This is a genomic window from Streptomyces sp. CA-288835, assembly GCF_050936385.1.
Classification (GTDB): Bacteria; Actinomycetota; Actinomycetes; order Streptomycetales; family Streptomycetaceae; genus Streptomyces.
The window spans coordinates 5,197,598-5,223,254 of record NZ_JBNJMW010000001.1; the positions used below are offsets into that span (position 1 = coordinate 5,197,598).

At 68.8% G+C, this 25,657-nt stretch carries 32 protein-coding genes and 1 tRNA gene; 27 read left to right on the forward strand and 6 right to left on the reverse strand.

Going from position 1 to position 25,657, the window contains the following annotated elements:
* Nucleotides 1-8 precede the first annotated feature (8 nt).
* The 21 genes from ACQEVY_RS23475 to ACQEVY_RS23575 all read left to right on the forward strand — a co-directional run bounded on the left by ACQEVY_RS23475 (nucleotide 9) and on the right by ACQEVY_RS23575 (nucleotide 15,692).
* Nucleotides 9-293, forward strand: coding sequence for a hypothetical protein (locus ACQEVY_RS23475; RefSeq protein ID WP_432951460.1), 285 nt, complete (start codon nucleotides 9-11; stop codon nucleotides 291-293).
* A 150-nt stretch (nucleotides 294-443) separates the two neighbouring features.
* Nucleotides 444-1,232, forward strand: coding sequence for a hypothetical protein (locus tag ACQEVY_RS23480; protein WP_432951461.1), 789 nt, complete (start codon nucleotides 444-446; stop codon nucleotides 1,230-1,232).
* A 14-nt stretch (nucleotides 1,233-1,246) separates the two neighbouring features.
* Nucleotides 1,247-2,161 carry a P22 phage major capsid protein family protein gene (locus tag ACQEVY_RS23485; RefSeq protein WP_432951462.1) on the forward strand — a complete coding sequence of 305 codons (915 nt, stop codon included), beginning with the start codon at nucleotides 1,247-1,249 and terminating at the stop codon, nucleotides 2,159-2,161.
* 78 nt (nucleotides 2,162-2,239) lie between these two features.
* Nucleotides 2,240-2,593, forward strand: coding sequence for a hypothetical protein (locus ACQEVY_RS23490; RefSeq protein WP_432951463.1), 354 nt, complete (start codon nucleotides 2,240-2,242; stop codon nucleotides 2,591-2,593).
* A 14-nt stretch (nucleotides 2,594-2,607) separates the two neighbouring features.
* On the forward strand, nucleotides 2,608-2,958 hold the full coding sequence (locus ACQEVY_RS23495; protein WP_432951464.1) for a hypothetical protein: 351 nt from the start codon (nucleotides 2,608-2,610) through the stop codon (nucleotides 2,956-2,958).
* Nucleotides 2,958-3,467 (forward strand): hypothetical protein, encoded by a 510-nt coding sequence (locus tag ACQEVY_RS23500; RefSeq protein ID WP_432951465.1) that lies wholly within the window; start codon nucleotides 2,958-2,960, stop codon nucleotides 3,465-3,467. The genes ACQEVY_RS23495 and ACQEVY_RS23500 overlap by 1 nt, the downstream gene beginning before the upstream one ends.
* An 11-nt stretch (nucleotides 3,468-3,478) precedes the next feature.
* A complete protein-coding gene (locus ACQEVY_RS23505) occupies nucleotides 3,479-3,883 on the forward strand; it encodes a hypothetical protein (protein ID WP_432951466.1) in 405 nt (134 codons plus the stop codon).
* Complete coding sequence (locus tag ACQEVY_RS23510; protein WP_432951467.1) at nucleotides 3,871-4,194, forward strand: hypothetical protein; 324 nt, start codon at nucleotides 3,871-3,873, stop codon at nucleotides 4,192-4,194. Before ACQEVY_RS23505 ends, ACQEVY_RS23510 begins: the two co-directional genes overlap by 13 nt.
* 8 nt (nucleotides 4,195-4,202) lie before the next feature.
* On the forward strand, nucleotides 4,203-4,553 hold the full coding sequence (locus tag ACQEVY_RS23515; protein ID WP_432951468.1) for a hypothetical protein: 351 nt from the start codon (nucleotides 4,203-4,205) through the stop codon (nucleotides 4,551-4,553).
* A complete protein-coding gene (locus tag ACQEVY_RS23520; protein WP_432951469.1) occupies nucleotides 4,550-4,990 on the forward strand; it encodes a minor capsid protein in 441 nt (146 codons plus the stop codon). The genes ACQEVY_RS23515 and ACQEVY_RS23520 overlap by 4 nt, the downstream gene beginning before the upstream one ends.
* A gap of 11 nt (nucleotides 4,991-5,001) precedes the next feature.
* A complete protein-coding gene (locus ACQEVY_RS23525; protein ID WP_432951470.1) occupies nucleotides 5,002-5,475 on the forward strand; it encodes a phage tail tube protein in 474 nt (157 codons plus the stop codon).
* On the forward strand, nucleotides 5,475-5,996 hold the full coding sequence (locus ACQEVY_RS23530; RefSeq protein ID WP_432951471.1) for a DUF7426 family protein: 522 nt from the start codon (nucleotides 5,475-5,477) through the stop codon (nucleotides 5,994-5,996). The genes ACQEVY_RS23525 and ACQEVY_RS23530 overlap by 1 nt, the downstream gene beginning before the upstream one ends.
* Complete coding sequence (locus ACQEVY_RS23535; protein ID WP_432951472.1) at nucleotides 5,993-6,202, forward strand: hypothetical protein; 210 nt, start codon at nucleotides 5,993-5,995, stop codon at nucleotides 6,200-6,202. The genes ACQEVY_RS23530 and ACQEVY_RS23535 overlap by 4 nt, the downstream gene beginning before the upstream one ends.
* A gap of 6 nt (nucleotides 6,203-6,208) precedes the next feature.
* Nucleotides 6,209-9,463 (forward strand): phage tail tape measure protein, encoded by a 3,255-nt coding sequence (locus ACQEVY_RS23540; protein ID WP_432951473.1) that lies wholly within the window; start codon nucleotides 6,209-6,211, stop codon nucleotides 9,461-9,463.
* On the forward strand, nucleotides 9,464-10,426 hold the full coding sequence (locus ACQEVY_RS23545; RefSeq protein ID WP_432951474.1) for a phage distal tail protein: 963 nt from the start codon (nucleotides 9,464-9,466) through the stop codon (nucleotides 10,424-10,426).
* Nucleotides 10,427-10,445: 19 nt separating this feature from the next.
* Nucleotides 10,446-11,600 (forward strand): siphovirus ReqiPepy6 Gp37-like family protein, encoded by a 1,155-nt coding sequence (locus ACQEVY_RS23550; protein ID WP_432951475.1) that lies wholly within the window; start codon nucleotides 10,446-10,448, stop codon nucleotides 11,598-11,600.
* Between the two features lie 6 nt (nucleotides 11,601-11,606).
* On the forward strand, nucleotides 11,607-12,545 hold the full coding sequence (locus ACQEVY_RS23555) for a hypothetical protein (protein ID WP_432951476.1): 939 nt from the start codon (nucleotides 11,607-11,609) through the stop codon (nucleotides 12,543-12,545).
* Nucleotides 12,545-14,326, forward strand: a complete 1,782-nt coding sequence (locus tag ACQEVY_RS23560) for a glycosyl hydrolase family 28-related protein (RefSeq protein WP_432951477.1) — start codon at nucleotides 12,545-12,547, stop codon at nucleotides 14,324-14,326. Before ACQEVY_RS23555 ends, ACQEVY_RS23560 begins: the two co-directional genes overlap by 1 nt.
* Nucleotides 14,327-14,398: 72 nt before the next feature.
* Entirely contained in the window at nucleotides 14,399-15,196 is a 798-nt protein-coding gene (locus tag ACQEVY_RS23565) for a peptidoglycan-binding protein (RefSeq protein WP_432951478.1), read from the forward strand.
* 20 nt (nucleotides 15,197-15,216) lie between these two features.
* Entirely contained in the window at nucleotides 15,217-15,441 is a 225-nt protein-coding gene (locus ACQEVY_RS23570) for a hypothetical protein (RefSeq protein WP_432951479.1), read from the forward strand.
* A 53-nt stretch (nucleotides 15,442-15,494) separates the two neighbouring features.
* Nucleotides 15,495-15,692 carry a hypothetical protein gene (locus tag ACQEVY_RS23575; RefSeq protein WP_432955367.1) on the forward strand — a complete coding sequence of 66 codons (198 nt, stop codon included), beginning with the start codon at nucleotides 15,495-15,497 and terminating at the stop codon, nucleotides 15,690-15,692.
* Nucleotides 15,693-15,842: 150 nt separating this feature from the next.
* Here ACQEVY_RS23575 and ACQEVY_RS23580 read toward each other — a convergent pair whose 3' ends face one another.
* Nucleotides 15,843-16,466 carry a 2'-5' RNA ligase family protein gene (locus ACQEVY_RS23580; protein ID WP_432951480.1) on the reverse strand — a complete coding sequence of 208 codons (624 nt, stop codon included), beginning with the start codon at nucleotides 16,464-16,466 and terminating at the stop codon, nucleotides 15,843-15,845.
* A 13-nt stretch (nucleotides 16,467-16,479) separates the two neighbouring features.
* Nucleotides 16,480-17,949, reverse strand: a complete 1,470-nt coding sequence (locus tag ACQEVY_RS23585) for a helix-turn-helix domain-containing protein (RefSeq protein ID WP_432951481.1) — start codon at nucleotides 17,947-17,949, stop codon at nucleotides 16,480-16,482.
* Nucleotides 17,950-18,253: 304 nt separating this feature from the next.
* Here ACQEVY_RS23585 and ACQEVY_RS23590 point away from each other — a divergent pair, with 304 nt between their 5' ends.
* From ACQEVY_RS23590 to ACQEVY_RS23605, 4 genes are all read left to right on the forward strand, one after another.
* Complete coding sequence (locus ACQEVY_RS23590) at nucleotides 18,254-18,850, forward strand: hypothetical protein (RefSeq protein ID WP_432951482.1); 597 nt, start codon at nucleotides 18,254-18,256, stop codon at nucleotides 18,848-18,850.
* The gene (locus tag ACQEVY_RS23595) at nucleotides 18,843-19,568 is read left to right on the forward strand and encodes a phytanoyl-CoA dioxygenase family protein (RefSeq protein ID WP_432951483.1); all 726 of its coding nucleotides are present in this window, start codon (nucleotides 18,843-18,845) and stop codon (nucleotides 19,566-19,568) included. The genes ACQEVY_RS23590 and ACQEVY_RS23595 overlap by 8 nt, the downstream gene beginning before the upstream one ends.
* Nucleotides 19,569-19,599: 31 nt before the next feature.
* Entirely contained in the window at nucleotides 19,600-20,028 is a 429-nt protein-coding gene (locus tag ACQEVY_RS23600; protein ID WP_432951484.1) for a hypothetical protein, read from the forward strand.
* 94 nt (nucleotides 20,029-20,122) lie between these two features.
* Nucleotides 20,123-20,884: a class I SAM-dependent DNA methyltransferase gene (locus ACQEVY_RS23605; protein ID WP_432951485.1), complete on the forward strand. Its 762-nt coding sequence runs from the start codon at nucleotides 20,123-20,125 to the stop codon at nucleotides 20,882-20,884.
* On the opposite strand, the gene ACQEVY_RS23610 is transcribed toward ACQEVY_RS23605, so the two are convergent.
* Nucleotides 20,843-22,078, reverse strand: a complete 1,236-nt coding sequence (locus ACQEVY_RS23610) for an MFS transporter (protein WP_432951486.1) — start codon at nucleotides 22,076-22,078, stop codon at nucleotides 20,843-20,845. The genes ACQEVY_RS23605 and ACQEVY_RS23610 overlap by 42 nt on opposite strands.
* Before the next feature lie 90 nt (nucleotides 22,079-22,168).
* On the opposite strand from ACQEVY_RS23610, the gene ACQEVY_RS23615 reads away from it, so the two are divergent.
* Nucleotides 22,169-23,023, forward strand: coding sequence for a hypothetical protein (locus ACQEVY_RS23615; RefSeq protein WP_432951487.1), 855 nt, complete (start codon nucleotides 22,169-22,171; stop codon nucleotides 23,021-23,023).
* 77 nt (nucleotides 23,024-23,100) lie between these two features.
* Here the strand turns inward: ACQEVY_RS23615 and ACQEVY_RS23620 are convergent, their stop codons facing one another.
* The gene (locus ACQEVY_RS23620; protein WP_432951488.1) at nucleotides 23,101-24,003 is read right to left on the reverse strand and encodes a hypothetical protein; all 903 of its coding nucleotides are present in this window, start codon (nucleotides 24,001-24,003) and stop codon (nucleotides 23,101-23,103) included.
* Nucleotides 24,004-24,253: 250 nt separating this feature from the next.
* Here ACQEVY_RS23620 and ACQEVY_RS23625 point away from each other — a divergent pair, with 250 nt between their 5' ends.
* A complete protein-coding gene (locus ACQEVY_RS23625; protein WP_432951489.1) occupies nucleotides 24,254-24,448 on the forward strand; it encodes a hypothetical protein in 195 nt (64 codons plus the stop codon).
* Nucleotides 24,449-24,702: 254 nt separating this feature from the next.
* Here ACQEVY_RS23625 and ACQEVY_RS23630 read toward each other — a convergent pair.
* Together ACQEVY_RS23630 and ACQEVY_RS23635 are read right to left on the reverse strand one after the other, a co-directional pair.
* Nucleotides 24,703-24,776, reverse strand: a tRNA-Ile gene (locus ACQEVY_RS23630).
* 165 nt (nucleotides 24,777-24,941) lie between these two features.
* Nucleotides 24,942-25,655 (reverse strand): DUF3566 domain-containing protein, encoded by a 714-nt coding sequence (locus tag ACQEVY_RS23635; protein WP_432951490.1) that lies wholly within the window; start codon nucleotides 25,653-25,655, stop codon nucleotides 24,942-24,944.
* Nucleotides 25,656-25,657: the final 2 nt, after the last annotated feature.

A 25,657-nucleotide genomic window follows, 5' to 3' on the forward strand; every position in this document is an offset into this window, starting at 1 on the left:
CTGGCGGCATGGCCTGGAGAGTGGAGTCGCGTACCGATGTGGACCGCTGGGTCGCCCATGACGGGCGCCAGTGGACCGCTGACGACGTGACCCGCCTCAACATGATCACTCTGGCGGACGGGCCGCAGCCGCTGACACCGACCGGCCCGGTCTACGCGCCGAAGGGGCCAGGTGACGAGGTCGCCGAGTATCTCGCCGCAGTGCGCCTGGTGCCTGCTCCACAGGTATCCGGGGAGCCGCCGCAAGTGCCGAGTCCGCCAGCCGGTGACGACGCGCAGGATGTCGTCTACTAGATCGCATCCTCCATACAGGGCCCGCCCATTGCGGGCCCTTTTTCATGCCCGGATCCGGGCATCTGATCTTCCGCCCGCCTGGTGCGGGCCGGATCGCACAACCGTCCCGCCGGGTGCGGGACTTCCCTACGCGCACCAGGAGTGCACGACATGCAGAAGCGAACCCTCCCCAGGCTGGCCGGTGCTGGCTGGGCACACCCCTACGGTCACGGCCCTCTCGACCCTTTCCTGTACGCCGACGGCGGGGACGGAGACGACTCCGGATCCGACAGCGGCGACGCCGGTGACAACTCGGCAGATGACGCGGACGATGACGACGGCCAGGACGCCGACGACACCGCGGACGACGACGCGAAGGACGACAAGCCGAAGCCCAAGCCGCCTGCGAAGAAGGGCGGCGACGAGGACCCGGCCGCGACGATCGCCCGGCTCCAGAAGGAGCTGAAGACGGCGAACGGCGAGGCTGCGAAGGCTCGCACCACGGCGAAGAAGTCGGCAGCGGACGAAGCCCGCAACGAGATCGTCCAGGAGCTCGGCAAGGCGCTCGGCCTGATCAAGGACGACGACAAGACGCCCCCGGACCCGGCAGTACTGAAGCAGCAGATCGAGTCCGCGACCGCGGCGCACCGGGAGACGGCGGTCGAACTGGCCGTGTACCGGGGCGCGTCGAAGTACGGCGCCGATCCGGACGCGCTTACCGACAGCCGCGCGTTCCTCAACTCGATCAAGGGCCTCGACCCGGCCGACGAGGGATTCGCGAAGGCAGTGCAGGCCGCCATCAAGAAGGCGGTCGACGACAACCCCAAGCTCAAGGCCGCAGGCCAGGCGCCTGCGCGCTCATCCGGCGACTTCTCCGGCGGGACCGGAGACAGCGGCCGATCCGGTCCCAAGACCATCGATGACATCCGCGCCGAGCGCCGTAAGCGCCGCGCCGGATAGAACGGAGAGCCCCGATGGGCAACACCCTGCTGACCCCGCAGGCCATCGCACAGCAGGCGCTGGCGAACCTGTACGAGACGACCGTCATGGCGAACCTCGTGCACCGCGACTACGAGCCCGAGTTCGCCCGCCGCGTCGGCGACAAGATCACCATCCGTCAGCCCGCAGTATTCGAGGCCAAGGAGTACGACCGTAGCCAGGGCATCACCGTCCAGGACGCCCAGGAAAACGGCATCGACCTCACGCTCAACCACTTCGCCGACGTGTCGTTCGCCGTCACCGCTGAGGACCTCACGCTGAAGATCGAAGACTTCGACGAGCAGCTCCTCACCCCGGCCATGGAGGCGATCTCCCAGAAGATCGACCGCGACCTGCTGACCCTGCGCAACGACATCACCCAGGAAGTCGGCGTCGTCGCCGGAGACAACGAGTACCCGTGGAGCAACCCGCGCTCGCTCATCGAGGCCGGCCGCGAGCTCGACACGGAGAGCGTGCCGATGACGGAGCGGCGTGCGGTGGTCGGCCCGATGATGGCATCGAAGTGGCTGGCGGACCCGCTGTTCCACGAGGCTGACAAGCGCGGCAACACCGAGGGCCTCACCGAGGCCTACCTCGGGCGGCGCACGTTCGGGTTCGACCCGTACATGACGCAGAACATCGCCAAGCCTGCGCAGACCTCCGGCAACTCCACCACCGAGGTCGGTGTCGCCTTCCACCGCACCGCGTTCGCGCTCGCCTTCCGGCCGCTCCAGCTCCCGCGCGGCAACCCCAACGCGGCGATCGCGAACTACAAGGGCTTCGGCCTGCGTGTCATCTACGGCTACGACATGGACAAGAAGCAGGACGTCGTCTCCGTGGACTGCCTGTACGGCACGAAGACGCTGGACGCCAACCGGGCCTGCCTCATCAAGGGCGCCGACGTTCCGTAAGCCCCGGCCGCCGCCGCGCCGACGGCCTCGGCGGCGTCCCGTGCCCGCTGCCCTTCTTCTCCCAGTCAGGAGACCCTCATGGCGTACCAGCGCCGCATCATCACCCAGTCCATCCGGCTTACCGGATCCCCGGTCGCTGCCGCGACGCACGTCGTCTGGCGTGCCCCCGTCGCCTGCAAGATCGTCAAAGTGCACGGCCTTCGCTCCGGCGGGGCCGCTGCCGCCATCAACGCGAAGATCGGCGCCGTCGACGTGCTCGCCGCTGACCTCACCGCCGGGAACGGCGTGTTCACCTCCGGTACCCCGACCGGGGCCGCCGGCGAAATGAACGCTGGCCAGGTCCTGTCCCTGGAGGTGGCCAGCGGTGACGCCACCACGGTCGTCATCCAGGCAGACATCGCGATCGACGCCGACGCCTACGACCTGGCCTGAGCGGAGGCGCCTTGATGTTCGTCTACCGCAACAACAACACCAGCGACGTCGTCCAGTACGAGCACCGGAGCGCGCGGCTCGACATGCTCCCCAACTGGGAACTGCTCTCCGAGCCGGAGCCGTCCGGCGCCACGGAGGAACCGAGCGCGCAGGGGGATGCTCCGCAGGAGAAGCCCAATGAGCCATCGGACGGCGGTGGAGACAGCGGCAGCGGGTCGGACGACGTGCAGCGTCCGGCCCGCTCCGCGTCCAAGGCCGACTGGCAGGCGTACGCGCGTGCCCGCACGCAAGACTCCGACGAGGAGGCCGCCATCGACGGCCTCACCAAGGACCAGCTCATCGAGCAGTACGGAGGTGAAAGCTGATGGCACTGAACTCCGTACTCGCCATGTCCGCGTTCGCCGAGCTCAGCAACGCCCTCGACCTCGGATCGGCGAAGGCCCCGATGAGCCTGAACCGCTCGGTCACGCTCGGCTCGGGTACCGGCGCGGGCAAGGCCGACAAGGTGTTCAGCGACCGCCGCACGCTCGCTGCGTCCGCCTCCGAGGACCTCGACCTGGCGGGCGTCTTGCTCGACGTCTTCGGCTCAGCGATCACGTTCGTACGGATCAAGGGCTTGTTCATCAGCGCCGCCGCAGCGAACACGAACAACCTGGTCATCGGTGCAGCCGCGTCCAACGCCTGGGCCACGCTGCTCAACGCGACGGGCACGCTGACCCTGCGCCCCGGCGCCACGATCGGCGCCATGGCCGGCGCGGCAGACGCCACCGCGTACGCGGTCACGGCCGGCATCGGTGACCAACTGAAGATCGCCAACAGTGCCGGTTCGACGCCGGTGACGTACGACATCCACATCGTCGGCGCGTCCGCGTAGGGAGGTGCCCGGTGGGCAGAGTGTTCGCCACCCCAGCGGAGTACGAGGCGTTCACCGGGCAGCCCGCGCCGGCGAACGCTCCCCGGCTCCTGGCCAGGGCCTCCCGGCTGGTGTCCCGGGACACGAAGGCGGCGATCTACGACACTGACTCGGCGGGGTATCCGTCCGACCCGGACGTCCGGCAGGCCTTCCGGGACGCCACGTGCGCGCAGGTTGCGGAGTGGGCGCGGCGTGATGCCGCGGCCGCCGACGGCGACGACGTGACGGCGAGCCCGTGGACGTCGGTGTCGGCGGGCGGGCTGTCGTTCTCGCGGCAGTCCGCTCCGACGGCGACCTCCGAGGACACCTCCCTCGTCCCAGAGGCCGCCGAGATCCTCGACGACCTGGACCTGTGCCAGGTGGTGTGGCAGACGTGAAGGTGCCGGGCTTCCTGCTGAGGCACACCGTCCAAGTCGAGGAGTACCTCGGGTCGTCCAGCACAGGCGACGTATATGGGCCGGTCGCCCCGGTGCGTTGCCTGCTGGATGAGCGCACCCAGGTGGTCATCAGCCCGGGGGGCGAGCAGGTGACCTCGTCGTCCTCGTACATCACCCGCATCGACCACAGCCCCGCGCCGAAATCGCGCGTCACGCTGCCTGACGGGCAGGTCACGAAGGTCATCACGATCGCCCGACCCGACGGCGGCGGCTTGCCGGTGCCGTCCAACACGCAGGTCTTTCTCCAGTAGGGGGCACCGTGCCGCAGAACTTTCGACTCCGCTTCAACGGGGCCCCCGCGGCACGGCAGATGCGCCAAGGCGCCGCGCGCGGACTGTACCTCGCTGCCGAGCACGTCCTCGCTGGTAGCAACGACGTCGTACCGCTCGACGAGGCGGAGCTGCAGCGCTCCGGCACGGCCAGCGTGGACGAGGCGTCGCTGACCGGGATGGTCTCGTACGACACCCCGTACGCGGTGGTCCAGCATGAGCGGCTGGACTTCCGGCACGCCCCGGGCCGTACCGCGAAGTTCCTGGAGAACACGCTGAACGCGTCCCGCCAGGAGGTCGCCGCGATCATCGCCGCCGAGGTAAGGCGGGCGATGCGGTGAGCGGCGAGACCCACGACGCGAACCTCCTGGTGGGCGTCGCCGAGCTGCTCGACGCCGCGGACGTCGGTACGTACGACCCGGACGGGGTCCTGCCTGCCGGCGGGACGGGGATCGTCCTCGGCAAGGTGCCTGACGGGCCTGACCGGGCGATCGGCCTCACCCCCTATCCGGTGTCGGACGACGACTCCACCGATTCCGTGACCGGCATCCAGGTCCGCATGCGCGCGGGCTCGAATCCGCTCGACGTCATCCAGCTCGCCAACGACGTGTTCAACGTCCTCCACAACCGCCGCTCGTACACCGTGCACGGCGTGCAGGTGGAGATCTCCTGGCGCAACTCGCAGGCCTGGATCGGCCAGGACACCCGCGGCCGCATGGAGCTCGTCAGCAACTACTACTTCCGGACGGTCCGGTCCGGGATCCATCTGATCGATTAGGGAGGACCCCTGTGTCGACCCCCACGGAAGAGACCGAGCTTGCTCGGGAGTGGCGGCTGGAAGTGAACATGGGCACCGATGAGGCGCCGGACTGGCAACTCTGCCCCGGTGTCCGCGAGTTCCAGCCCGCTTCCGAGCCGAACATCGAGGACAGCTCGGACTACGACTCCGACGGCTGGGCGGGCAACACCAAGACCGCGCAGGCGTGGGAGGTGTCGGTCACGATCCGCCGCAAGGCCAACAAGTCGGTGAAGGTCTACAACCCGGTGCACGAGGCGATCCGGCTGGCGCACTTCTCGTACGGCGAGGCGAACCTGGTGCACCTGCGGTACATGAACCGCAACGGCCTGCCGGAGGCGTACGAGGGCAAGGCCATCCCGAACTGGCAGCCCGCGGGCGGCGAGTACACCGCGCTCGGCGAGACGGAGATCACCTTCACTGGTGACGGTCCGCTCACCCCGATCCCGAACCCGCTGGCGGCGTGATGGCTGGCGGCACGTTCGAGGCGCTCGACAACTTCCTCGACGACTACCTGGAGCTTCCGGTCACCGGCCGGGACGGTGTCGAGCGCGTCTACCGGATTGAGGACCCGTCCGCCGAGGACGGCATCAAGATCGAGCGGATCACGAGCCTGGCGGCCCGTCTCGCTGCTGGCGGGAAGGCTCCGGACACGCCGGTCCTCGACGACGACGAAGAGGCGGACCTGTACCGCATGTGCCTCGGCGACACCTACGACCGGCTCAGGGCCGAAGTGTCGTGGGGCCGCTTCAAGCACGTCGCCTTGACCAGCATGTTCTGGGTCACCGCTGACAAGGACGTCGCTGCGGAGTTCTGGCGGACGGGGCAGCAGCCGGGAAAAGCACCGAACAGGGAGGCCCGGAGAGCGCAGGAGAAGCGCGCTACCTCGGGGTCGGGTGCGGCGAGTTCGACCCCGTCACCGGCCTCTACGAGTGGTACGAGGGCGGGCTCCCGACGCCGGGGCGGGCGCGGCAGACCACGTCGGTGACGTGGGAGCGGCTGCTGGAGCAGTGGCCGCTGATCGAGGCCGATCTGCACCAGGTGTACGGCATCGACGCCGACTCCGGGATCCTCCGGCAGCGGTCGTGGCGCTGGCTGCGAATCCGCATCTTCGGCTTGCTGTCCACGGAGTCCCGGCTCCACGCGCACTTCGCACCACCTCCTGAGGACAAGCCCGGACCCCGAAGGAGGTGAGCGGCCATGGCCCTGACCGTCGGCGAGCTCAACGGGCTCATCACCATCGACGACCGGGCCGTAGACCCGGCACTGCGCCGTGCCGAGAACGCGCTGCGCGCCTCTGGGCAGCAGATGGGGGACGACGCCGAACGGTCCGGGCAGCAGGCCGGGCAGCAGCTCGGCGACGGCATCGTCCGCGGCACCGACGGCCGACTGCGAAACGCAGCCGGCCGGTTCGTCGCGGCGGGCCGCCAGGCCGGGGACGCGGTCGGAGACGGGCTCGGAGCCGGCGCCGCCGCGGGAGCCGATGACGCGGTCGTCCAGACCGAATCACGGCTCAGCAAGCTCAAAGTAGCGGCTGCCGCAGTCGGCCTGGCAGCGGGCGCTGTGATGATGGATGCCTTCGGGCAGGCCCTTGAGCAGTCCCAGATCACCGGCCGTCTCGGCGCTCAGCTCGGCGCGACCCCGGCTGAGGCGCAGCGGTACGGCAAGCTGGCGGGCGAGCTGTACGCGGACGCGGTCACCGCCGACTTCCAGGGTGCAGCGGACGCCATCTCCGCGGTAATGCGGGCCGGGATCGCACCCCCGGACGCGACGAACGCGCAGCTGAAGACCATCGCGACGCGAGTGTCCGACCTCGCAGGCACCTTCGAACTGGACCTTGGGCAGACCGCAAACGCGGTCGGCCAGATGCTCAAGACCGGCCTCGCCAAGAACGGCGGCGAGGCCCTGGACGTGCTGACCAAGGGCCTCCAGCAGATGGGCCCCCGCGCGGACGACATCGCCGACACCTTCAACGAATACAGCACGATCTTCAGGAGCATGGGCCTCGATGGCAAGACGGCAACTGGTCTGCTGTCACAGGGCCTGAAGGCGGGCGCCCGCGACACAGACACGGTCGCCGACGCCATCAAGGAATTCTCGATCGAAGCTGTCGCTGGGTCCAGCAAGATCGGCAAAGCGTGGGAAGCACTCGGCCTGGACTCCGACAAGCTGTTCAAGCAGGTCGGCCAAGGTGGCGACGCAGCCAAGGAGGCCCTGGACCAGACCCTTCAGGGACTGGCCACGATGGAGCCCGGTGTCGAACGCAACGCCCTGGCGGTCGAGTTGTTCGGCACCAAGGCCGAGGATCTTGGTGAATCGTTGTACGCCCTGGACCCGGCCGGCGCGGCCGAGTCGCTCGGCAAGGTGGGCGGCGCCGCTTCCAAGATGGGCGACAGCCTGCGGGACAACGCCGGTGCGAAGGTCGAGCAGTTCAAGCGGGGGCTTCAGCAGGGCCTCGTGAACGCTATGGGAACGCACGTCATCCCCGTTCTCTTGAAGATCCCGCAGGTGGCGGCGCAGGTCGGTCAGGCGTTCGTGTCGATGGCGCAGTTCGTCGACCGCAACAAGGCCACGTTCATCACGGTGGCCGCGATCATCACTACCGTCATGCTGCCCACGCTGGTCCGGCTGGCGACCCAGGCCGTCACAACAGCCGCGACCACGGTCGCATCGTGGGCGACGCAGAGTGCTGCGGCGGTCGCGGGTGCCGCGCGGTTTGTCGTGGCGAACACGCTGGTCGTGGCCGGGTGGGTTCGTCAGGCTGCTGTGGCGGTCGCGTCCGGCGCGCGGGTGGTGGCGACGTGGGTCCTGATGGGCGTGCAGTCGATGATCCAGGCCGGGCGGATGGCGGCGGCGTGGCTGATCGCGATGGGTCCGATCGGCTGGGTCATCGCGGGCATCGTGGGCCTGGTCGCGTTGGTCGTCGCGAACTGGGACACCGTCAAGAAGTACACGCTCGCGGCGTGGAACTGGGTGGTCCAGAAGCTGGTGTGGGCCAAGGACATGATGATCAGCGCCTTCATGAACTTCACCCTGATCGGGCTGATCATCAAGCACTGGTCGACGATCCGGGCGAGGACGACTGCCGCATGGAACGCGGTCGTGGGGTGGGTGAAGGGCATCCCCGGCAAGCTGTACCAGGCGTTTTTGAACTGGACCCTCTTGGGTTTGATCATTAAGCACTGGTCGGCGATCAAGACGGCCACGGTCCGTAAGGCCCTGGAGATGGTCGCCTGGGTCCGTGGCCTGCCCGGCAGGATCTCCGGCGCCCTCGGCTCCCTCGGCAGCCTGCTGGTCTCCAAAGGCAAGGCCGTTGTGCAGGGCCTGTGGTCGGGTATCAAGTCCATGGGCGGCTGGATCAAGTCGAAGCTGATCTCGTGGGCGAAGGACGCGATTCCGGGCCCGATCGCCAAGGCCCTCGGTATCGCGTCGCCGTCGAAGGTGACGAAAGCTCAGGGCCGGTGGATCGCCCGCGGCCTCGTCGAGGGCCTGACCGGCTCGCAGAAGCAAGTCCGCGCCGCCGCGTACAAGCTGGTGGACATCGTCCGCGACAGCCTCGCCCCCGGCAAACGGCGTAGCAACGCCTTCAAGGTCATCAACCGTGACGCAGGCTGGCTGGACTGGCTCGCGGTTCGGGAAGAGAAGGTCGCCAAGCGCCTCAAGGACGCACAGAAGAAACTCCAAGACCAGATCGCGGCCCGCGACAAGCTCGCGGCAGACGTGAAGAAGGGCGTCCTCGACTCGGCGGACATCACCCAGGGCACCGGTCCGATGACGGCCGATGGGATCCTGGCCCGCCTCCAGCGGGGCCAGAAGGCCGCCGACCTGTTCGCGAAGAACCTGGCGGCGCTGTCGAAGAAGGGCGTCAGGAAGGACCTGATCGCCCAGATCGCGCAGGCCGGCGTGGACGGCGGCGCGGCGACCGCAGCGGCGCTGGCGAGCGCCAACACGGCGCAGGTCAAGCAGATCAACGCCCAGCAGGCGCTGCTGACCAATGCCGCGGCGAAGGCGGGCAACATCGCGGGTGATGCGATGTACGGCTCCGGTATCCGGGCCGCTCAGGGCCTAGTGAAGGGGCTTCAGTCGCAGCAGAAGACGCTTGAGCGCACGATGCTCAAGCTGGCGCAGCACATGTCGAAGGCGATCCGTAAGGCGTTGGGTATCAAGAGCCCATCGCGGGTGATGGCCCAGATCGGCAAGAACATCCCGGCCGGCCTGCGCAAGGGCATCGAGTCCGGCCGGCGGGCGGTGGACCGGTCGATGGCCGGTCTCGTTGCTACCCCGACGCAGGGTCAGCTGGCCTTGTCGGCGGCAGGCGGTACGGCGAGCGGCCCATCGCGGGTGAACACCACAAACAACACGTACAACCTGACGACGCGGGAGATCACCCTCCAGCAGTTCGAGGCGCTCCAGCGCCGTCAGGACGCGCTCGCGCGGGTGGGGAGGCCACGGTAAATGCCGCTCATTGCTGCCCCGGTCACCACCCCGCCAGAGCCGCCGCCTGCTGGCGGGGGCGGCATCGTCTTGCCGGACCTCGGCCGGGCGACGATCACCTACTACGACCCGACGGGCGGGGTGTGGCCGCTGACGCGCCGGTCGCTGGGCTGGTACACCCTCGCCGAGGGGGTCAGCGGGCTGGGGGCGACTCCGTACGAACTGACCAGCGACGCGCACCCGCGCGGGGGCGCCCGCCTGCGGCACGTGCAGGCGCAGCCCCGCACGATCGTGTGGCCGCTGTGGGTGGGCGGGGACACCCACCTCCAGTTCGTGGAGCGCTGGCGGACGCTCGCTACGGCCTTCACGCGGACACTGCGGGACGGCCCTGGGGTACTGGAGATCGCCCGCCCGGACGGCACCCGCCGCCGCATCGAGGTCCACTACCAGGAGGGTTTCGAGGGGCGGGGCAGCCGAGGGTTCGGCAGGATCTTCGACAGCGCGGTCCTGTCCCTGTGGTGTGAGGACCCGTACTGGGTGGACCCGGTTTCGGTGATAGTGCACCGCGAGCAGGGCGTGGGCGAGGACTTCCTCGTGCCGTTCCCGTCGGTGTCGTCCAGCCAGGTCCTCGGCGCGACGACCGTGACCAACCCCGGCGACGTGATCGTGTGGCCAGAGTGGACGATCACCGGCCCCGCCTCGCTGGTGACCTTCACGCACACGGACACCGGGGAGTCCTTCACGCTCAACCCAACCGCAGTCGGGCACGGCAACCTCCTGCCCGGACAGAAAGTCACCGTCCGTACCGACCCGCCGCAGGTGCGCTATCAGAACGGCTCGAACTGGATCGGCGCACTGAACTGGCCGTCCGCCACGCTGTGGGGTTTGGCCCCAGGCGACAACAGCGTGACGTTCCAACTCGACGGCAGCGGGCCGGGCTCGGCCGTGGACCTGTCCTTCAACCCGAGGTATGAGACGGCCTGACCAGCGGGGAGGTGGACCCTTGGCGATCCAGCTCCTCATCACCGACGAAAACCTCACCGTGCAGGGCGACCCACCCGCCAACTGGTCCAACCTGGACGCGACGATCCGCTTCAACGAACCCGCGAGCGGCAGCGTGGACTTGGTCGCGCACCCGTACGTGATGGCGCAACTCCAGCCTGGCAACCGCCTGGTGGTCGTGCGCGATGGCGGGATCTGGACAGGCGGCCCCATGGAGATCCCGCAAGCCTTCTCTTGGGGTATCGGTGGCGAGGGAGAGGCTCCGCCGGGCAAGGTGACCGTGAGCTTCAGCGACGACCTCGCGCGCCCGGCCGGGCACCTGACGTGGCCGAACCCGGCTGCCGCGTGGTCGGCGCAGCCAGAGACGGCCTACCAGCTGACGTCGACGAACGCCGAGACGATCCTCCGCACCCTGGTGAATCTCAACTGCGGGCCCGGCGCGCTCGTCGCCCGCCGGATCCCGAACCTGGCCCTTGGCCCGGTGGCCGGGGTGGGCACCACGGTGAGCGTCCAGACCCGCCTGGAACGGCTGCTCGACGTGTGCCGCCGTGTCGCGATCGACGGCGGAGGGCTCGGCTTCCGGACCCGACAGACCGCGACGCAGATCGAGTTCGAGGTGTACGCCCCGCAGGACCTGACCGCTACGGCCCGCTTCTCGGAGGGGCTCGGGAACCTGCGGGCCGTCACCTACAAGCGGACCGCTCCGACCGTCACCCACGCACTGGTCACCGCCTCCGACCAAGCGTTCCCTCGCACCTACCTGGAAGTCGCCGACACCGCCGCATCCGCAGCGTGGTGGCGAGTCGAGCAGCTCGTCGACTCCAGCGCGGTCGACGACCTCAACGGCGAACTCACCCAGGACGGCAAGGCCGTCCTGGCGGAGGGCGCGGCCCCGGTGGAACTCGCGACCGTGACGGTCGACACCGAAGACCTCCGCGCCGGCGTCGACTTCGGCCTCGGCGACCGCGTGACGGTCGCACTGCCCACCGGGGTGGAAGTAGCGGACGTGGTGCGGTCCATCCATCTTCAGGCCACCCCGGGCAGCGGCGAGTACGTCACGTCGCTGGTCGGCTCCCCAGAGGCCACCACCGATCCGCAGATGGTGCGGCTCGTACGAGAACTGGGCCGCAGGCTCGGCCGACTGGAAGCGAGGTAGAACGCTGTGGCACAGGACAGTTGGCCGTCTCCAGCCCACAACGCACGAGCCGTCACGGACACGGAGTACGAGAGGCTCGCCGCGCGCTTCTCCGACGACGGCGTGTACGGCAGCCCCCTGGACATTCAGGTCGTGACCGCAGGGGCAGGCCTTTCGGTCGACATCCGCGCAGGTGTGTACGCGTCCGTACGCGGCCACACATGGGCCTCCGGCGCGACGACCGTCAACCTGCCGATCACCGCCAACGGCAGCGGTCAGACGCGGACGGACATCGTGGTGCTGCGCCTGGACCGTGCGGACTGGACTGTGCGCGCCGTCGTCAAGGAGGGGGCGCCCGGCGCCGGTGCTCCCGGGATCGTGCAATATCCGGGCGATACCGGTGTGTGGGAGATTTACCTCGCGGTGGTGACCCTCCTCAGCGGGGCGGGCACGGTCACCGTCCGACGCAACGAGCTGTACGTGGGCAGCAGAGTGAGGCCGCTGACGTCGATCACCCACAACCCGTTCGCGCTGCCCGGCGAGCTGCAATACGAGACGGACACCGGTCGTCTGAACGTGTATGACGGGACGGCGCGCAGGACGGTGTTCTCCCGCAGCGACATCGTCTCCGCCGCGTCGCCCTTGGCTCAGTGGTCCATCATCGTGGAACCCGTACTCGAGCTCCGAAACGGCAGCATCCACTTCAGGCTGGGGCAGTTCGAGCGCACGGCCGGACTCCTTGACAATGCCACCGCGAGCCGCCTGCCTGTGCTGATCCCGGCCGAATACCGGCATCCCTCCCGCAATACGTACGCGATCGCGTACCTCTCCGGCGCGCGGATCGGCCGCCTCACGATCTACCCGAATAACCACGCCACGCCGGGCCAAGTGTGGCTGACGCAGAAACCAGACATCAACACGGGCGACCACGTGCAGCCTGGTGACGTCAGCTGGGCGGTGGACTGATGGCACGCTCAACTTTCGGCGCTTCACTGGCCGATTTCGTGGTGCAGCCGTCCGACGGCCAGTGGGGCGTCGCAGCGGGCGCCGTCATCACCTTCTGGACCGATTCCGACGGCGGCACCCAGTACACCGACCTCATCGACGCCTCCAACCTCCCCGTTACGCAGGTGACCGCGGACGAGTACGGGGCCATCCCCGAATTCTCCGGACCCGACGGCGTCACGGGCATGTGGGCAGACGCCGGCGGCATGAGCCGTGCGTGGATCGAGGCGCGCAGCGTCACCAGCGGCGCGACGATCACTCCGTCTGTAAGGGACTGGCTGAACGTCCGCGACTTCGGCGCGGCCATCGACAACGTCACGGATGACATCGCGGCCATCAACGCTGCGACCGCCGCGTGCCCGATGGGCGGCATCGTCTACCTGCCTGCGGGCCCTTGCCGTACCAGCGCCCCGATCATCGTCCCGCCGGGCGTGACGCTGATGAGCACGCACACCAACCTCATGACGGTGCCCAACCTCACGGACCCCCCGTGCTACATCAAGCCGTTGCCCAGCTTCGTCGGCGATGCAGTGATCAAGTTCCTGGATCAGGCAGACGGCGGCTACAGCACCATCTCAGCTGAGCAGCGGCTACTCAACATCATGATCGAGGGGGCGGACCTCTCCAGCCCGGGTGTCGACGGGATCCGGGCCGCAGGAAACATCCAGAACGTGGCGATGAGGGACGTGACCGTCCGCAGGGTCACCGGTGCTGGCGTCCACACCGAGTTCAACGGCGGGTTCTTCCCGTACTCGTGGCGCTGCCACAGAGTGATGATCGACAACTGCGGTTGGCACGGCTTCGCCATGGAAGTGATGACGGACATCAGCCTCATCGACTGTCAGGCGATCGGCTGCGGTGCGAACGGCTTCGAAATCGCCAACTCGGCGAACAGCCATATGATCGGCTGCCGCGCCGAGTGGAACGTGAACAACGGCATCCGCTTGACCGGAGACTGGGCCACTGGCACTGGGTCGGGCGGCATGCTGCTCGGCGATTGCAGCACGGACCGCAACGGCTTCAACGGCGTCCTCGTCGACGCAGTCGGCAACGCACCGATCCAGATCGAAAACCTCCACACCAGGCGCGACGGCCGCAACGGGGGCCTCGGCGGCGGCGGGTACGCCGGCCTCAAGGTGGACGCTGCAACGATGCCGGTCCTCGTCGGGATGGTCACCTGCTACCCGGGCGTGGACGACGACGGGACCCAGACCAGCTCTCCGCAGTACGGCGTGCGAGTCGAAGACTGCACCTACGTGTCGGTGGCGAGCGGTTTCCTGCACGCCGCCACCGACGGCTGGAGCGACGGCGGCGGCAACGCGATCTTGCGTAGGGGCCCGAACATCGGCGAACGCGCCGGCCCCACCACCGCGCCGGTCGACCGGTTCACCGAGGGCTGGGCAGCCGCGGGCTACACGATCCTCGACTCAGGCCAGTCCAACGGACAGTGGAACATCTGGCACGGCACTCCCTCAGCCCTCAACTTGGGCACGGCCGGGGGCGGCATCGCCATCAAGGAGGGCGCCAACGCCCGTCAGGGCGTGGCCACCTTGGTCGGCGGCACGGTCACCGTCCCCAACACCAGCGTGACCGCGACTACCCGCGTCGACCACTTCCGGCAGGAGCCGGGCGGCACCCTCGGGCACCTGTCGGTCACCAAGGATCCCGGCGTGGGTTTCACGATCACGTCGGATGCGCCGGAAACGTCCGTCATCGCCTGGGTCCTGTTCGAAGCCGCTTAGTCGCTCGTCCGACCAACCAGCACCCGTGCCCCGAGCCGTTGGCCGGGGCTTTTCTCATGCCCCGGAGGGCGTATGCAGCTCGTTACCCGAAAGCGCCTGGGCTGGCCCACGTCGGCCGCGCCCGCGCAGGCCACCGCGAAGGGCGTGAAGGTCCACTACACCGGCGGCCACGTCTCCCGGCAGCTCCTGGAGGACCACAGCCTCTGTCTCGCCCTGTGGCGGGACATCCGAGCCGCCCACCTCGCCAACGTCGCCGAGAACTACTCCGACGTGGCGTACAACTACGCGGCCTGCGTGCACGGCTATCTCCTCGAGGGCCGAGGCATCGGCCGCCGCACGGGCGCCAACGGCAGCCAGGCCCTCAACCGCGCGCACTACGCCGTGCTCGGCCTCGTCGGCTCCTCGGGGCTGACCGAGCCCACGGACGAGCTGCTGCACGCGATCCGCGACGGCATCGAGCACCTCCGCAAGCACGGCGCCGGATCCGAGATCAAGGGCCACAAGGACGGCTACTCGACGAGCTGCCCGGGCGGGCCGCTGTACGCCTGGGTGCAGAAGGGTGCGCCCCGGCCTGGCGGCGGGAAGCCCGTGGAGACGAAGCCCAAGTACGAGCCGTTCCCAGGCGTCTCCTTCTTCATGAAGGACGGCAAGCCCGCTTTCGGCAAGCAGTCGCCGATCTTCACCGCCATGGGCAAGCGGCTCGTCGCGATCGGCTGCGGCCGCTACAAGGTCGGGCCGGGCCCGAAGCTGGGGCAGGCCGACGTCGACTCGTACGAGGCCTTCCAGCGCCAGTGCGGCTTCACGGGCGCGGCCGCGAAGTGGCCGCCCGGCAAGACCACCTGGGACAAGCTCCGCGTCCCCAACGTCTGATGCTCAGAAGGGAAATCATCATGAAGGACTCGACGAAGCGCACCGCCCGTACGGTGCTCCAGACCGGGCTCGGCTTCGCCGTGGCGCTGCCGGCCATCGTGTCGGCTTCAGGCGTGCCGGAGTCGCTGCCGTGGGTCGCAGGCGGGCTTGCCGTCGCGGGCGGCTTCGCGCGGGTGATGGCGCTCCCCGGGGTACAGCAGCTGCTCCCGGGCTGGCTGCGTACCGACGACGGAGCCATCGAGTGACCCCACCGGAGTCCCGCGACGTCGCGCTCGAACTCGCCGAGATCCGGAGGACGATGGAGGTCGGCTTCACGGAACAGCGCGGACAGCTCGCGCTCCTGGTGCAGCGCGGCGACCAGACGGACAAGAAGTTGGACGAGCACGAGACCCGTATCGATGCCCTGGAGCGGAACCGGTGGCCACTGCCGTCACTCGCGGCCGTGGCATCGTTGAGTGCGCTCGGCGTGACCGTGTGGCAAGCCCTAGCCCGTTGAGCTGTGTCCCCCGCCGCCTTCGGGCGGCGGGGCTTTTCGCATTTACCGCGAACGGTGCTGCCTACCGTCAGCGTGTCCAGCGACGTCGACCCTCTGGACACACGACAAGGGCCGCCCGCCACGGGGGAGTAGGCGGGCGGCTTCGTCATGTCAGCCGAGAGGCACATTCGCCAAGGACTCCCACTCGTACATCAGGTTGTCCCGGTGGATCACGATAAGTTCCGCAGCGGAGATACGCGCAGTGGCGGGGGCCATGTCGAGCCCGGCCAGGATCTGGGCGATGGGATCGGCAGGGCCTTCGGCTGCGCTATAGGCAACGGAGACGTGTGGGGTGAAGCCTTCGGCTTTCTCCGGGACCTCACTGAGGACGTCGCCGATCGCTCCCCGGATGGCGTCCCGGATGGACCGGACCGGCTCGTCGGGCTGGACCTCCAGCAGGACCGCTTCCGGATCAAGGACTGCCGGCCCAAGCTGGAGGTCGAACGCCGGGACAGTAGCCAGGCGCCCGCGAGCAGCTTCGGCGATGGCGTGCACGTCCGCTTCCTTGGCTTCGCCAACGAAGCCGATGCCCTGCATGGTCAGGTGCAGCCACTGATCGGGGATCGGGGTCAGCGCGTCTGCAATAGGGGCGAGCGCGGACCGATACTGAGCGGCGAGCCGGTGCACGTCGTCCTGGCCCTCGAACGTGAGGTGCCAGGTGTAGAAGCGACGTCCCACGCTCCAACCGGGCCGCCACCACCAATGGTTCCGCATGGTCTCGGGTTGAGTCTTCATGCTTGAGATCAAATCAGGCGGTGCCTTCTCCTGGCGAGAGCGCAAGGTGGCGCGGAACGGAGTCCAGACAGAACTCTTCGATGGCCGCGCGGAGACCAACGCTCCCCGTGGCGGGTGCACGACTGACATCGACGGGCAGTTCGCCCAAGCGCCGAGTGACTGGCTCCAGGCGGTGATCCGGCGGGAGCGCGAGCACCGGCGCGAGTGCCTCGAAGGCCCCCTCCGCCTCGCCGGTGGCGAGGTGCGCCGCCGCCTTGCTGATGTGGATCTGAGCCTCAGTGCCGTACGCCCGTACGGGCTGAGCCTTCAGCAGAGCGAGGGCACTGTCCGCCGCGCGCAGGGCATCGGCCGGGCGGCCGATCCTCAACTGCACAGCCGCGGCGTAGTTCTCCTGGCGTGCGGGCTGGCAAGCGAAGATGCCGCCGACTTCATCCTCGCCACTCAACAAGTCGCGGGCCTCCTCGGCGCGGGTGAGCGCCCCCACTGCTTCGGCCTCCGCTCCGAGCTGGGACCAGGCGTCAGCTTCCTGGCAGGCCAGCAGTACCGAGACCGTGCCGGACGGGCGGCATGTGGCGCCCCGCCGGGCGTAGTTGATGGCATCGCGCAGGCGCCCGTCCCAGAACGCGACCTTGGATCGGGTGGACAGCACCCAGGCGCGCAAGTCGTTGTGCCCGGCCAGCTCGGCGCACAGCCACGCGGTGCGGCCCTGTGTGTCCGCGTCCCGCAGCTGGCCGAGGTCGGAGGACATCCACGCCAGCAGCCCGCACAGGTAGCCGGCCACGACGTAGAGGTCAGCAGCCTGGCGCGGGTGCTGGTGGCCCTCGAGCAGAGCGAAGACGCGGTCGCGCAGCGTGCGTGTGCGGACGAAGAGAGGCATCGGGTCGGAGATGAGGTAATCGGAGGCCAGCGCCCGGGCGTCGGCCATGAGCTGTTCCAGCGCGATGTCGCCGACGTTGGAGGCCTCCGCCCATTGCGCCCAAGTCGCCGACTCGTCTGCGGCGAGGCGCACCAACCCGCTGCCATTCGGCTCCACTGGCAGGCTGTGGGCAATCAGAGCGGGCGGTGCCTGATCAGGAGATTGCGCCGTGCCGCTCAGCAGACGAAGGTCGGTCTCCGGCAACGCCCGACGGTCGTCCAGATCCAGCAGGTCCTCTACGCGACAGGCGAAGGCGTCCGCCATAGCAAGGAGGACCGCGGGGGTGGGCCGACGTGCGGACGGCCCTGGCCACTTCTCCCACTTGGCGAGGAGAGAAGCATCGGCTGCCACAGCCTCGCCGAGGCGCTGACAGCTGACCTGGGTGATGCGGTCCGCCGCTTCCTGAAGCGTCCAGCCGTGGGCATGACGCCATGCCTCCCGGGGCCGCATTCGGAAGCGGGCACGCATCTCAACGGCGATGTCCGCGACCGTGCATCCGGCGGCGGTCATGTCGTAGCGGAGAGCTTCTCGGTCAGCCTTGGAACCGGGCTTAGGGCGAGCGGTCATGTGCGGCTCCCTGCGCGGGGTTGTGAACTCACCGTAGCCGCGCAGTCGCCCAAGCGGATCACGGCTGCCAATAATTCGGGCGGCCGAGGGTCCAACGCGCCGTCCAAGAAACGGCGTTACACCTGGTCGCGGCGCACTCTGCATGTCCAGGAAAGTTGGTCACGGCCGCCCGTGACGCAAGGTGCCGCTCTTGGAACCGTAGGGGGACGCACAACGCCCACACCGGGCAACGGTTCCGACAAACCCCGGCAACCGCGGACACGGCCCCGGGGCGCGGCCGACGCTTCGAGGGAGCGACGACACCATGCAACGTACAACCCCACCAACTGGCGCGGCACTAGCGCCCGTCGATCCAGAGTCTGGCGTGCTCGTCCACACCCGCGCTGACCGGGAGCTGGCGATCGAGCACTGGTTCTTGGCGACGCACCCGGCACCCGAGCAGGTCCGCGCGGAGTGGACGCAGGCGGGGGTGGCGCTGCTTCCCCTGGGCACTCTGTTCTCGGCGGTCCGGATCCCCGCGTCCCTGGTCGTGGCCGCCGTCGGCTCCGACAAGCACACAGACGTGGACGCGCTCCTCGAGGAGGTCCTCGACGGTGGTCCGGTGATCTGCGATCCGCGTCACCGCCGGTACTACGCGCTGGTGCCCGGCAGCATGCCCGACAGGTGGCATGACGCGGCAGAGGACTGGCGACCGCTTGGGGTGGAGTGCCTGGGACGCGGTTGGTACCTGGGGGTGCCCAGGCTTCAGGCAGCGGAGCTGAACCCGGAGGCGTGGGCCTCGTACTGGTCGGTGCCGATGCCCTCGGCCGCAGTGCTGTGCCAGCCGCTCGCCGTCGCCCGGCTGATCGCGGTGGGGCAGCGTCGGATGGGTCAGGAGCCGAGTGAGGTCGTTCATGCCTGAGCCGTCATCCGGTGTGACGTCGCAGCCGGAGGTCACAACCGGCGACGATGGTCTGCTGGGACCGCCGGGGTACCAGGTCCTGCGCGAGTGGGCCCCGCCTGCTGCTGCACGCGCCCGCGCCATCGAGTTAGTCGCGGCCTATCGGGGATCCCTTCGCGAAGTGGTGCGCAACCCGCACGCCACGCAGGAATGGGCCCAGACCCTCGTACGGGCACCGCGCCTGCTGGCAGCCGTCCAGGGTCTGATCGGCGATGCGGTCGCGGTGGAGAACACGTTCCTGGTCATCAAGTGGCCCGGCAGTGACTTCGAGGTGCCCTGGCACCAGGACGGCATCAACGACCGCCTGGAGCTGGAGCCGTACCGCGCTGTCGCAGCATGGATCGCGCTCACCGACGCCGACGTGGAGACCGGCTGCCTGCACGTCGTGCCCGGATCCCAACGCGCCGGTTACCGCCCGTACGAACCAGAGCCCGCCACCGGCGCGGCCCGCGGCCGTGCCCTCGGCGCCCGCATAGCTCCCGAGACCCAGGGCCTGCCGATCCCGGTGCCGGTGGGGAGCGGGGTCCTCATGGACACCCGCTTGGTGCACTGCTCCCACTCCAACCGCGGCACCGGCGCCCGCATCGGCCTGAACATCCGCTACGTCGCGCCCGGCGGCATCCGCAGGCGCGACGACTCAAGCCCCAGCCTGTGCCCAATCACGGGCACGGGCTGGTAACTCCACCATCGATCGAGGGGAGAGCACCACCGTGACCATCCTCAAGGAGTTCCTCGACCAGGACGCACCCACCCGGGTTCGCGTTCTCAACGGCGAGGACACCGACGCCGAACGCCGCGGGGACAAGAAGCCGATCGCCCGCAGCGAGTGCACCTACTACTGCCCCGACGAGGCCACGGCCCGCCGCTGCATCGACGCCCTGGAGGAGTCGGACAAGCGGCTCCGGGAGCGGCCGGAGGAGCTGATGCTCTGGGACTGGCAGGCCACGTACTTCGAGGCCGAGAAGGACAACCCCAACGGCGGCGGCACCGTGATCCTCGGCGTGGCCTGGTACGACCAGGAGTTCTTCGACGACCGCCGGGACGCCTGGTTCGGCACTATGCACCAGCGGATCTACCAGCAGCTCGGCATCCCGCTGGAGAACATCACCGTCGATCACTGGCTCCGCCTGGCGGCGTGATCTGACACCGCCGATCCGATAGCGGCCGGGCACCCGACTCATCCGAGCGGGGCCCGGCCGCACCTCTATTTCACGACGAAGGGAGCGAGGCCCCATGGGGGAGTTCGAGGAACAGGCAGCACTGTGGGACGAGTGGGCCGCCACGTACAACGAAGCCAGCCTCGGACCGGCCGAACCGGCCGCCGACACCCTGGCCAAACTCGCCAGCGGCGGCCCCGCGCTCGAACTCGGAGTCGGCGCCGGCCGCATCGCACTACCACTTGCCCAACACGGCGTACGCGTGCTGGGCCTGGATGCCTCGGCAGAGATGACCCGGCGCCTGATGGAGCGCCGCGGCGATCTCCCCGTGGCCATCCAGATCGCTGACATGGCCGACTTCGAGGTGCCCGAGCCATACCCGCTGATCTACGTCGTGGCAGGCACCTTCTACCTGCTCACGACGCCCGAGCGGCAGATCTCCTGCCTGCTGTCCTGCGCCCGGTCGCTGACCACGGACGGGCGGCTGGTTATCGAAGCCGCCGTGCCTGGCACCAGCGCGCTGCCTCTGGACTCTCGGGTCTTCACCCGGGCCGTCGGGCCGGACTATGCGAAGCTCTCGATCGTCGCGCACGAACCGATCAGCCAGACGCTCCGATCACAAGAGGTCCGCCTGGACGCGATGGGCCTTCGCATGCTGCCTGTCACCCGCCGCTACACCCACTTGTCCGAACTGGATCTGATGGCACGGGCCGCCGGGTTGCACCTGGAAGCCCGCTATGCGGGATGGGATCTGACCCCGTACACGGCGGGCCAACCAAGGCACGTCAGCGTGTACTCAGTCGCGCGAGAGCTGCGGGGCCGCCTCCGTGACCGGTAGAGCCCCTCTGTCCCGGGTCCAGGCCCATGCGGCCCCGGCGCCGGCAGCCGCCACGACGACGGTGGCCATGCCGCCAACCCAGAAACCTGTGACCGGGTTGCTTGCTGCCACGACCGGGATCACCAGCATTGACGTGGTGCCCGCGGCCCGGATGACGGTCAGGTCCACAGCCATCAGCCGCCGACGCGCGGCAGGTGGGAACGCCGACAGGTGGGTCTGCAAGGTGACGCCCAAGAACGGGGCCACAGCGCCGGAGGCCGCGGAGATTCCCAGCAGGACCGGGATGCTCCCGGCTGAGCCCGTGACCGCGAGCAGCAGGCCGGACACCGCCCAGAGCAGGCAATACACGGCCGGCAGCCGCTTTGGCAGCCGCATGTTGCCCGCCACGAGGTTCCCGGCCAGCGCCCCCGCACCGGTCGCGGCGAGCACGAGCCCGTACGCCCCGGCGCCCGCGTCCATGCGGGTGGCCAGCAGCGCGGGCATCGCCATGGCCACAGCCTGTGCGAAGATCCCCGCGCCGTGCACCGCGATGGCTGCGCCCGTCGCCGGGTGGGTCCGCAGCAAGGACCGTGCCCGCAGCCGCAGCGCCTCCGCAGGCGGCACGGGCTCGGCGGCAGCCGTCCGTACGGACCGGCCGAGGACGGCGAGCGCCAGGGCGGACGCGGCGAAGGTGGCCGCGTCCAGCCAGAACAGGGCAGCTTGGGGGATGAACGCGAGCAGGGCTCCTGCCGCTCCGGGGCCGGCCACCCGCGCGATCCGGCCGGTCAGGTCCATCAGCCCGTTGACTGCCTGTACTTCGTCCGGGCGGACCAGGTCGGGGACCAGCGACCCCAGGTTCGGATCGAACACGGCCCCGGCCAGGCCCAGCGCCGCAGCCAGCGCGAGCATGCCCGGCGTCCCGAACGCGTCCCAGGCCCATGGCAGAGCGGCCACCAGCACCACCCGCACCACGTCCACACCGGCGAGGGCCCGCAGCGACGCGAAGCGGTCCATGATCCGGCGACCGAACGTGCCCATCACGATGTACGGCACGGACTCCGCGATCGCCACCAGGCCCATGGCACCGGCTCCGGACTGCTCCCACGCGATCCACATGATCGCCATGGCGTACAGGCGGTCACCGAACACGGACAGGGTCTGCGCACCCCACAGCGTGAGCACTCGGCGGCGCCGCAGCAGGCGAACGTATCCCAAGATCACTCCTGCTCTGGAAAGCACGAAATCCCGGCACCTGTGCTCACCGGGACGGCACACACCTTATGGCACGGATGAAGGCGAGAGTTCGTGAAGACGCAAAACCCACCCATCGAGGCACGCGCGGCAGCGGAAGCCGTCTGCGGCCCAGGTATGACGCTGACGCTGATCAGCAACCGGCGCGGCAGCGCCGTATGGCAGGCGGCGGGAGAGTGGCGCTCAGTGGCCGTCAAGGTCGGTACGGGGCCGGAGGGCGCCGTCATCACCGCACGTGAGACCGCAGCGCTGTACGCCGGGCTGGCCGGCCGCGGCGCGCTCCTCGGTCACGGCCGACTCGACGGTGTCGCGTGGATGGTGACGCCCTGGCGTGAGGGAGCGTCCACCTGGGAGGCGCTCAGCGACGTCAGATGCAGCGACGGCGACCACTCCCTCGCCAAGAACCACATGATCGATGTGTGCGAGGCGGTTGCCCGGCTGCACGCCGCGGGGTGGGTGCACTCCGACCTCCAGCCGCAGCACACCATCCACACGACCGACGGCGTACGGTTCATCGACTGTTCCTGGGCATGGCACCCTCGCCTGCTGAGACCGTCGAACATGTTCATGGGCGGCCTGCCGCACCTCCTGGCGCCCGAGCTGGCTGAGTCGATCCACGAGGGGGATCGGCCCGTGGCCCCCTCCCCGTCTGCGGAGGTCTACACGCTTGCGGCAGGCTTATGGTGGGCGATCACTGGGGACTGGCCCCTTGACTACGCCGCGCTGGATATCGACCCCCGCGAGCTGACAGCTGCCGAGCTCCGGCACCAGATTGCGACATGCAAGATCCCGTTACGTGGGCCCTGGATGTGGCATTCCGTGCAGGACATCCTGAGCCGGGCCCTGATCGAACCGCCCGAACGCCGTCCCACAGCTGCCGAACTGGCTTCGTCGCTCCGCTCGAGCTAGCGCATACCGAGGAGACGTGGCGCATGAGCAGTGGCCCGGGCGGGGCCCTACGGAACCGCCCCGGCCACTGTCTGTCCTCACACTTCAGATGGCGTCGACTCGGCTGCTCGCTGTGCCTCGTTCCACTTCATGCCGAGCTGGAAGAGGCTCGTGGCGCCGAGATCCTGCTTGAGCTCGGCGAGAGCCCGGTCGAGCCCGGCCTTGCTCAGCCCGACGCGCGGGCTGATCACCTTCTGAGCGTGGCCCTCGGCCAGGAGCTGGAGGATCATGCGCTTCGTGTCGGTGTTCGCTGCTGCCGTCCGAGGTGACGGCTCGGAGGGATCCCACACTTCGCCCAGTGGCCAGAAGGCGTCGAAGATCGACCGGATCCACGCCACGATGACGGGGTCGGTCGTGTGCACCGCACCGTGCTCGGGTGCCTCAGGTAACTGGATTGCGAAGAATGCATCCCGGCTGTCGACGAGGACCATGCGCGGGAAGTCCCTGCCCAGGGTGCGTACTTGGGCCCCCAAGCCTGTGGTGGTCTTGACGTACCGCTGCACGTGGCCGCTCGACCTGCTGCTCGGGTGATAGAGCGTGCGCATGGCCACGCCACGCTGTAAGACGGCGGCATCTCGGGTGCTGGCAACCGACATCGCCGTACGCGTCCGACTGCCCGGCTGTGCCGTGATGACCTCTTCGCGGGCGCCCTCGAAGGCTCGCGCGATCGCCGCGTTCACCTCTTCCCGGTTCTCGATGATCCGGGTCCGCGTGCTGGTGTGGTAGGCACCGGCAGCGAAGGACTCCGTCGCTTTGACCATGACGTGCGGGAGCGCTCCCATCCTGGCTAAGGAGCGCTGCATGCACTGAAGTTCAGCAGCGAGCAGGTCCGACTCCGCATCCCACGGCGCGACGGCCATGAACGCGCCGGGATCGAGGTATCCCCGGCGTACGAGCCCGTACCGCGCAAGCTCGGCCAGCTCTGGACTATCGGCGTCCACCTCACGCTCCCCCTCTGACAGACGCGCGTAGAGCTGGAGCGCCGCATCGGACAGCGGACGAACATCCCACGCTTCCACTGTGGTTGATTCACACACCTTTCCCCCCATTCCTCCGGTAGGCATATGCCTCTGATGCAAATGCCTACCGGGACCCCCCTTGATCACGATGACTACACAGGGAAGTTTATGTTCCACAGCCAAATCGGATCGGCGTTCGACCGAGCGGCCCACACCTGGGAGGAATCTCACGATGAAGAAGTTCGGCCTGCGCAAGGTCATTGCAACCCTGCTCATCGCCGTTCCCATGGCCGTTCTGCCCTCGGTGGCAGTTGCCGACGAAACGGACACCACCCCGTCCGACTCCCACTGGAGCACGCCGGCGTCCGAGGAGACCACGGAGGCCTCCAGTGGTGCCGATGCGGCGCCGGGCGACTCGCACTGGTGACCTGCTGGCATCAAGGACCCCGGTTGGGTTCGGGAGGCCCCGACCGGAATGCAAGCGCCCCCTGCCGTGTGAGTCGGCAGGGGGCGCAGTGCTGCTCAGCGTAGACCGGCAGCGCTGACATCAGTAGGTCCGGCCTGACATCCGCTGCTACCGCGCAAGTTACGGGGTAGTAGTGGGGTAACAAGATCCACAAATGTAGAAGCCCAGTAGATCCTGTGGACCTACCGGGCTTCTGACCTGGCACTTAATCGATGTGGGGCTAACAGGATTTGAACCTGTGGCCTCATCCTTATCAGGGATGCGCTCTAACCAACTGAGCTATAGCCCCGCCGCGCTCTGCGGTGTACGTCCCGCGCGCTGACCTCTGAAGATTAGCGCACCTCCGGGTCAGTCCCAAAATCGATATCCGAGGTGACCTCTTGCCTGCCCGGACGGCGTTCGAGCGCATCCCTGACAAGGATGCGCTCACATCGTCAAGAGGTGCTGAAGACGGTTACTCGTCTTCCGCGAGCGTCAGCTCGATGCCGCCGACGAAGCCCGCCGAGAGGTTGTAGATGAACGCGCCGAGGGTGGCGAGCGCGGTGGCGAGGACGACGTCGATGACCGCGATGATCGACGTGAAGATCAGCACGCGCGGCAGCGACAGGAAGGACTGCAGATCGAAGCCGTTGGACTCGTTCGAGCCCGTGGCCTCGGAGATCGTGCCGCCCACTGTGGAGAAGACGCCCATGGCGTCCATGACCATCCACAGCACCGCGGCCGCGACGATCGTGCAGATGCCGAGCGCGATGGAGAGCAGGAAGCTGACCTTCATCACCGACCAGGGGTCGGCCTTGGCGACCCGAAGGCGCGCCTTGCGGGTGCGAGGTGTCGTACTCGCTCCGGTGCGCGGCCGGCGGACGGCGCCGGCCGCGGGCGGTGGCGGCGGCTGTGTCGGGTACGCCTGCGGCGGGTGGTACGGCTGTGCGGGCTGCTGAGGCTGCCGCTCGCCGGGCAACGGCGAACCGGAGGCCGGAGGCGCCGGCGCGCTGCCTGGCGCCGCGCCCGCCGCGTACTGCGGCGTCTGCGCGCCTCGGGTGTCCGTCACAGTGCCCCCCTGGGGTCCCTGGGAGTCATCGGGCGCTTGGGAGTCCTTCGCGTCCTTGGCGGGGCCACGGCCGCCGTCCGTCTCCGTACCGGTCGATCCGGCGCCCGTGGCTCCGCTCACGA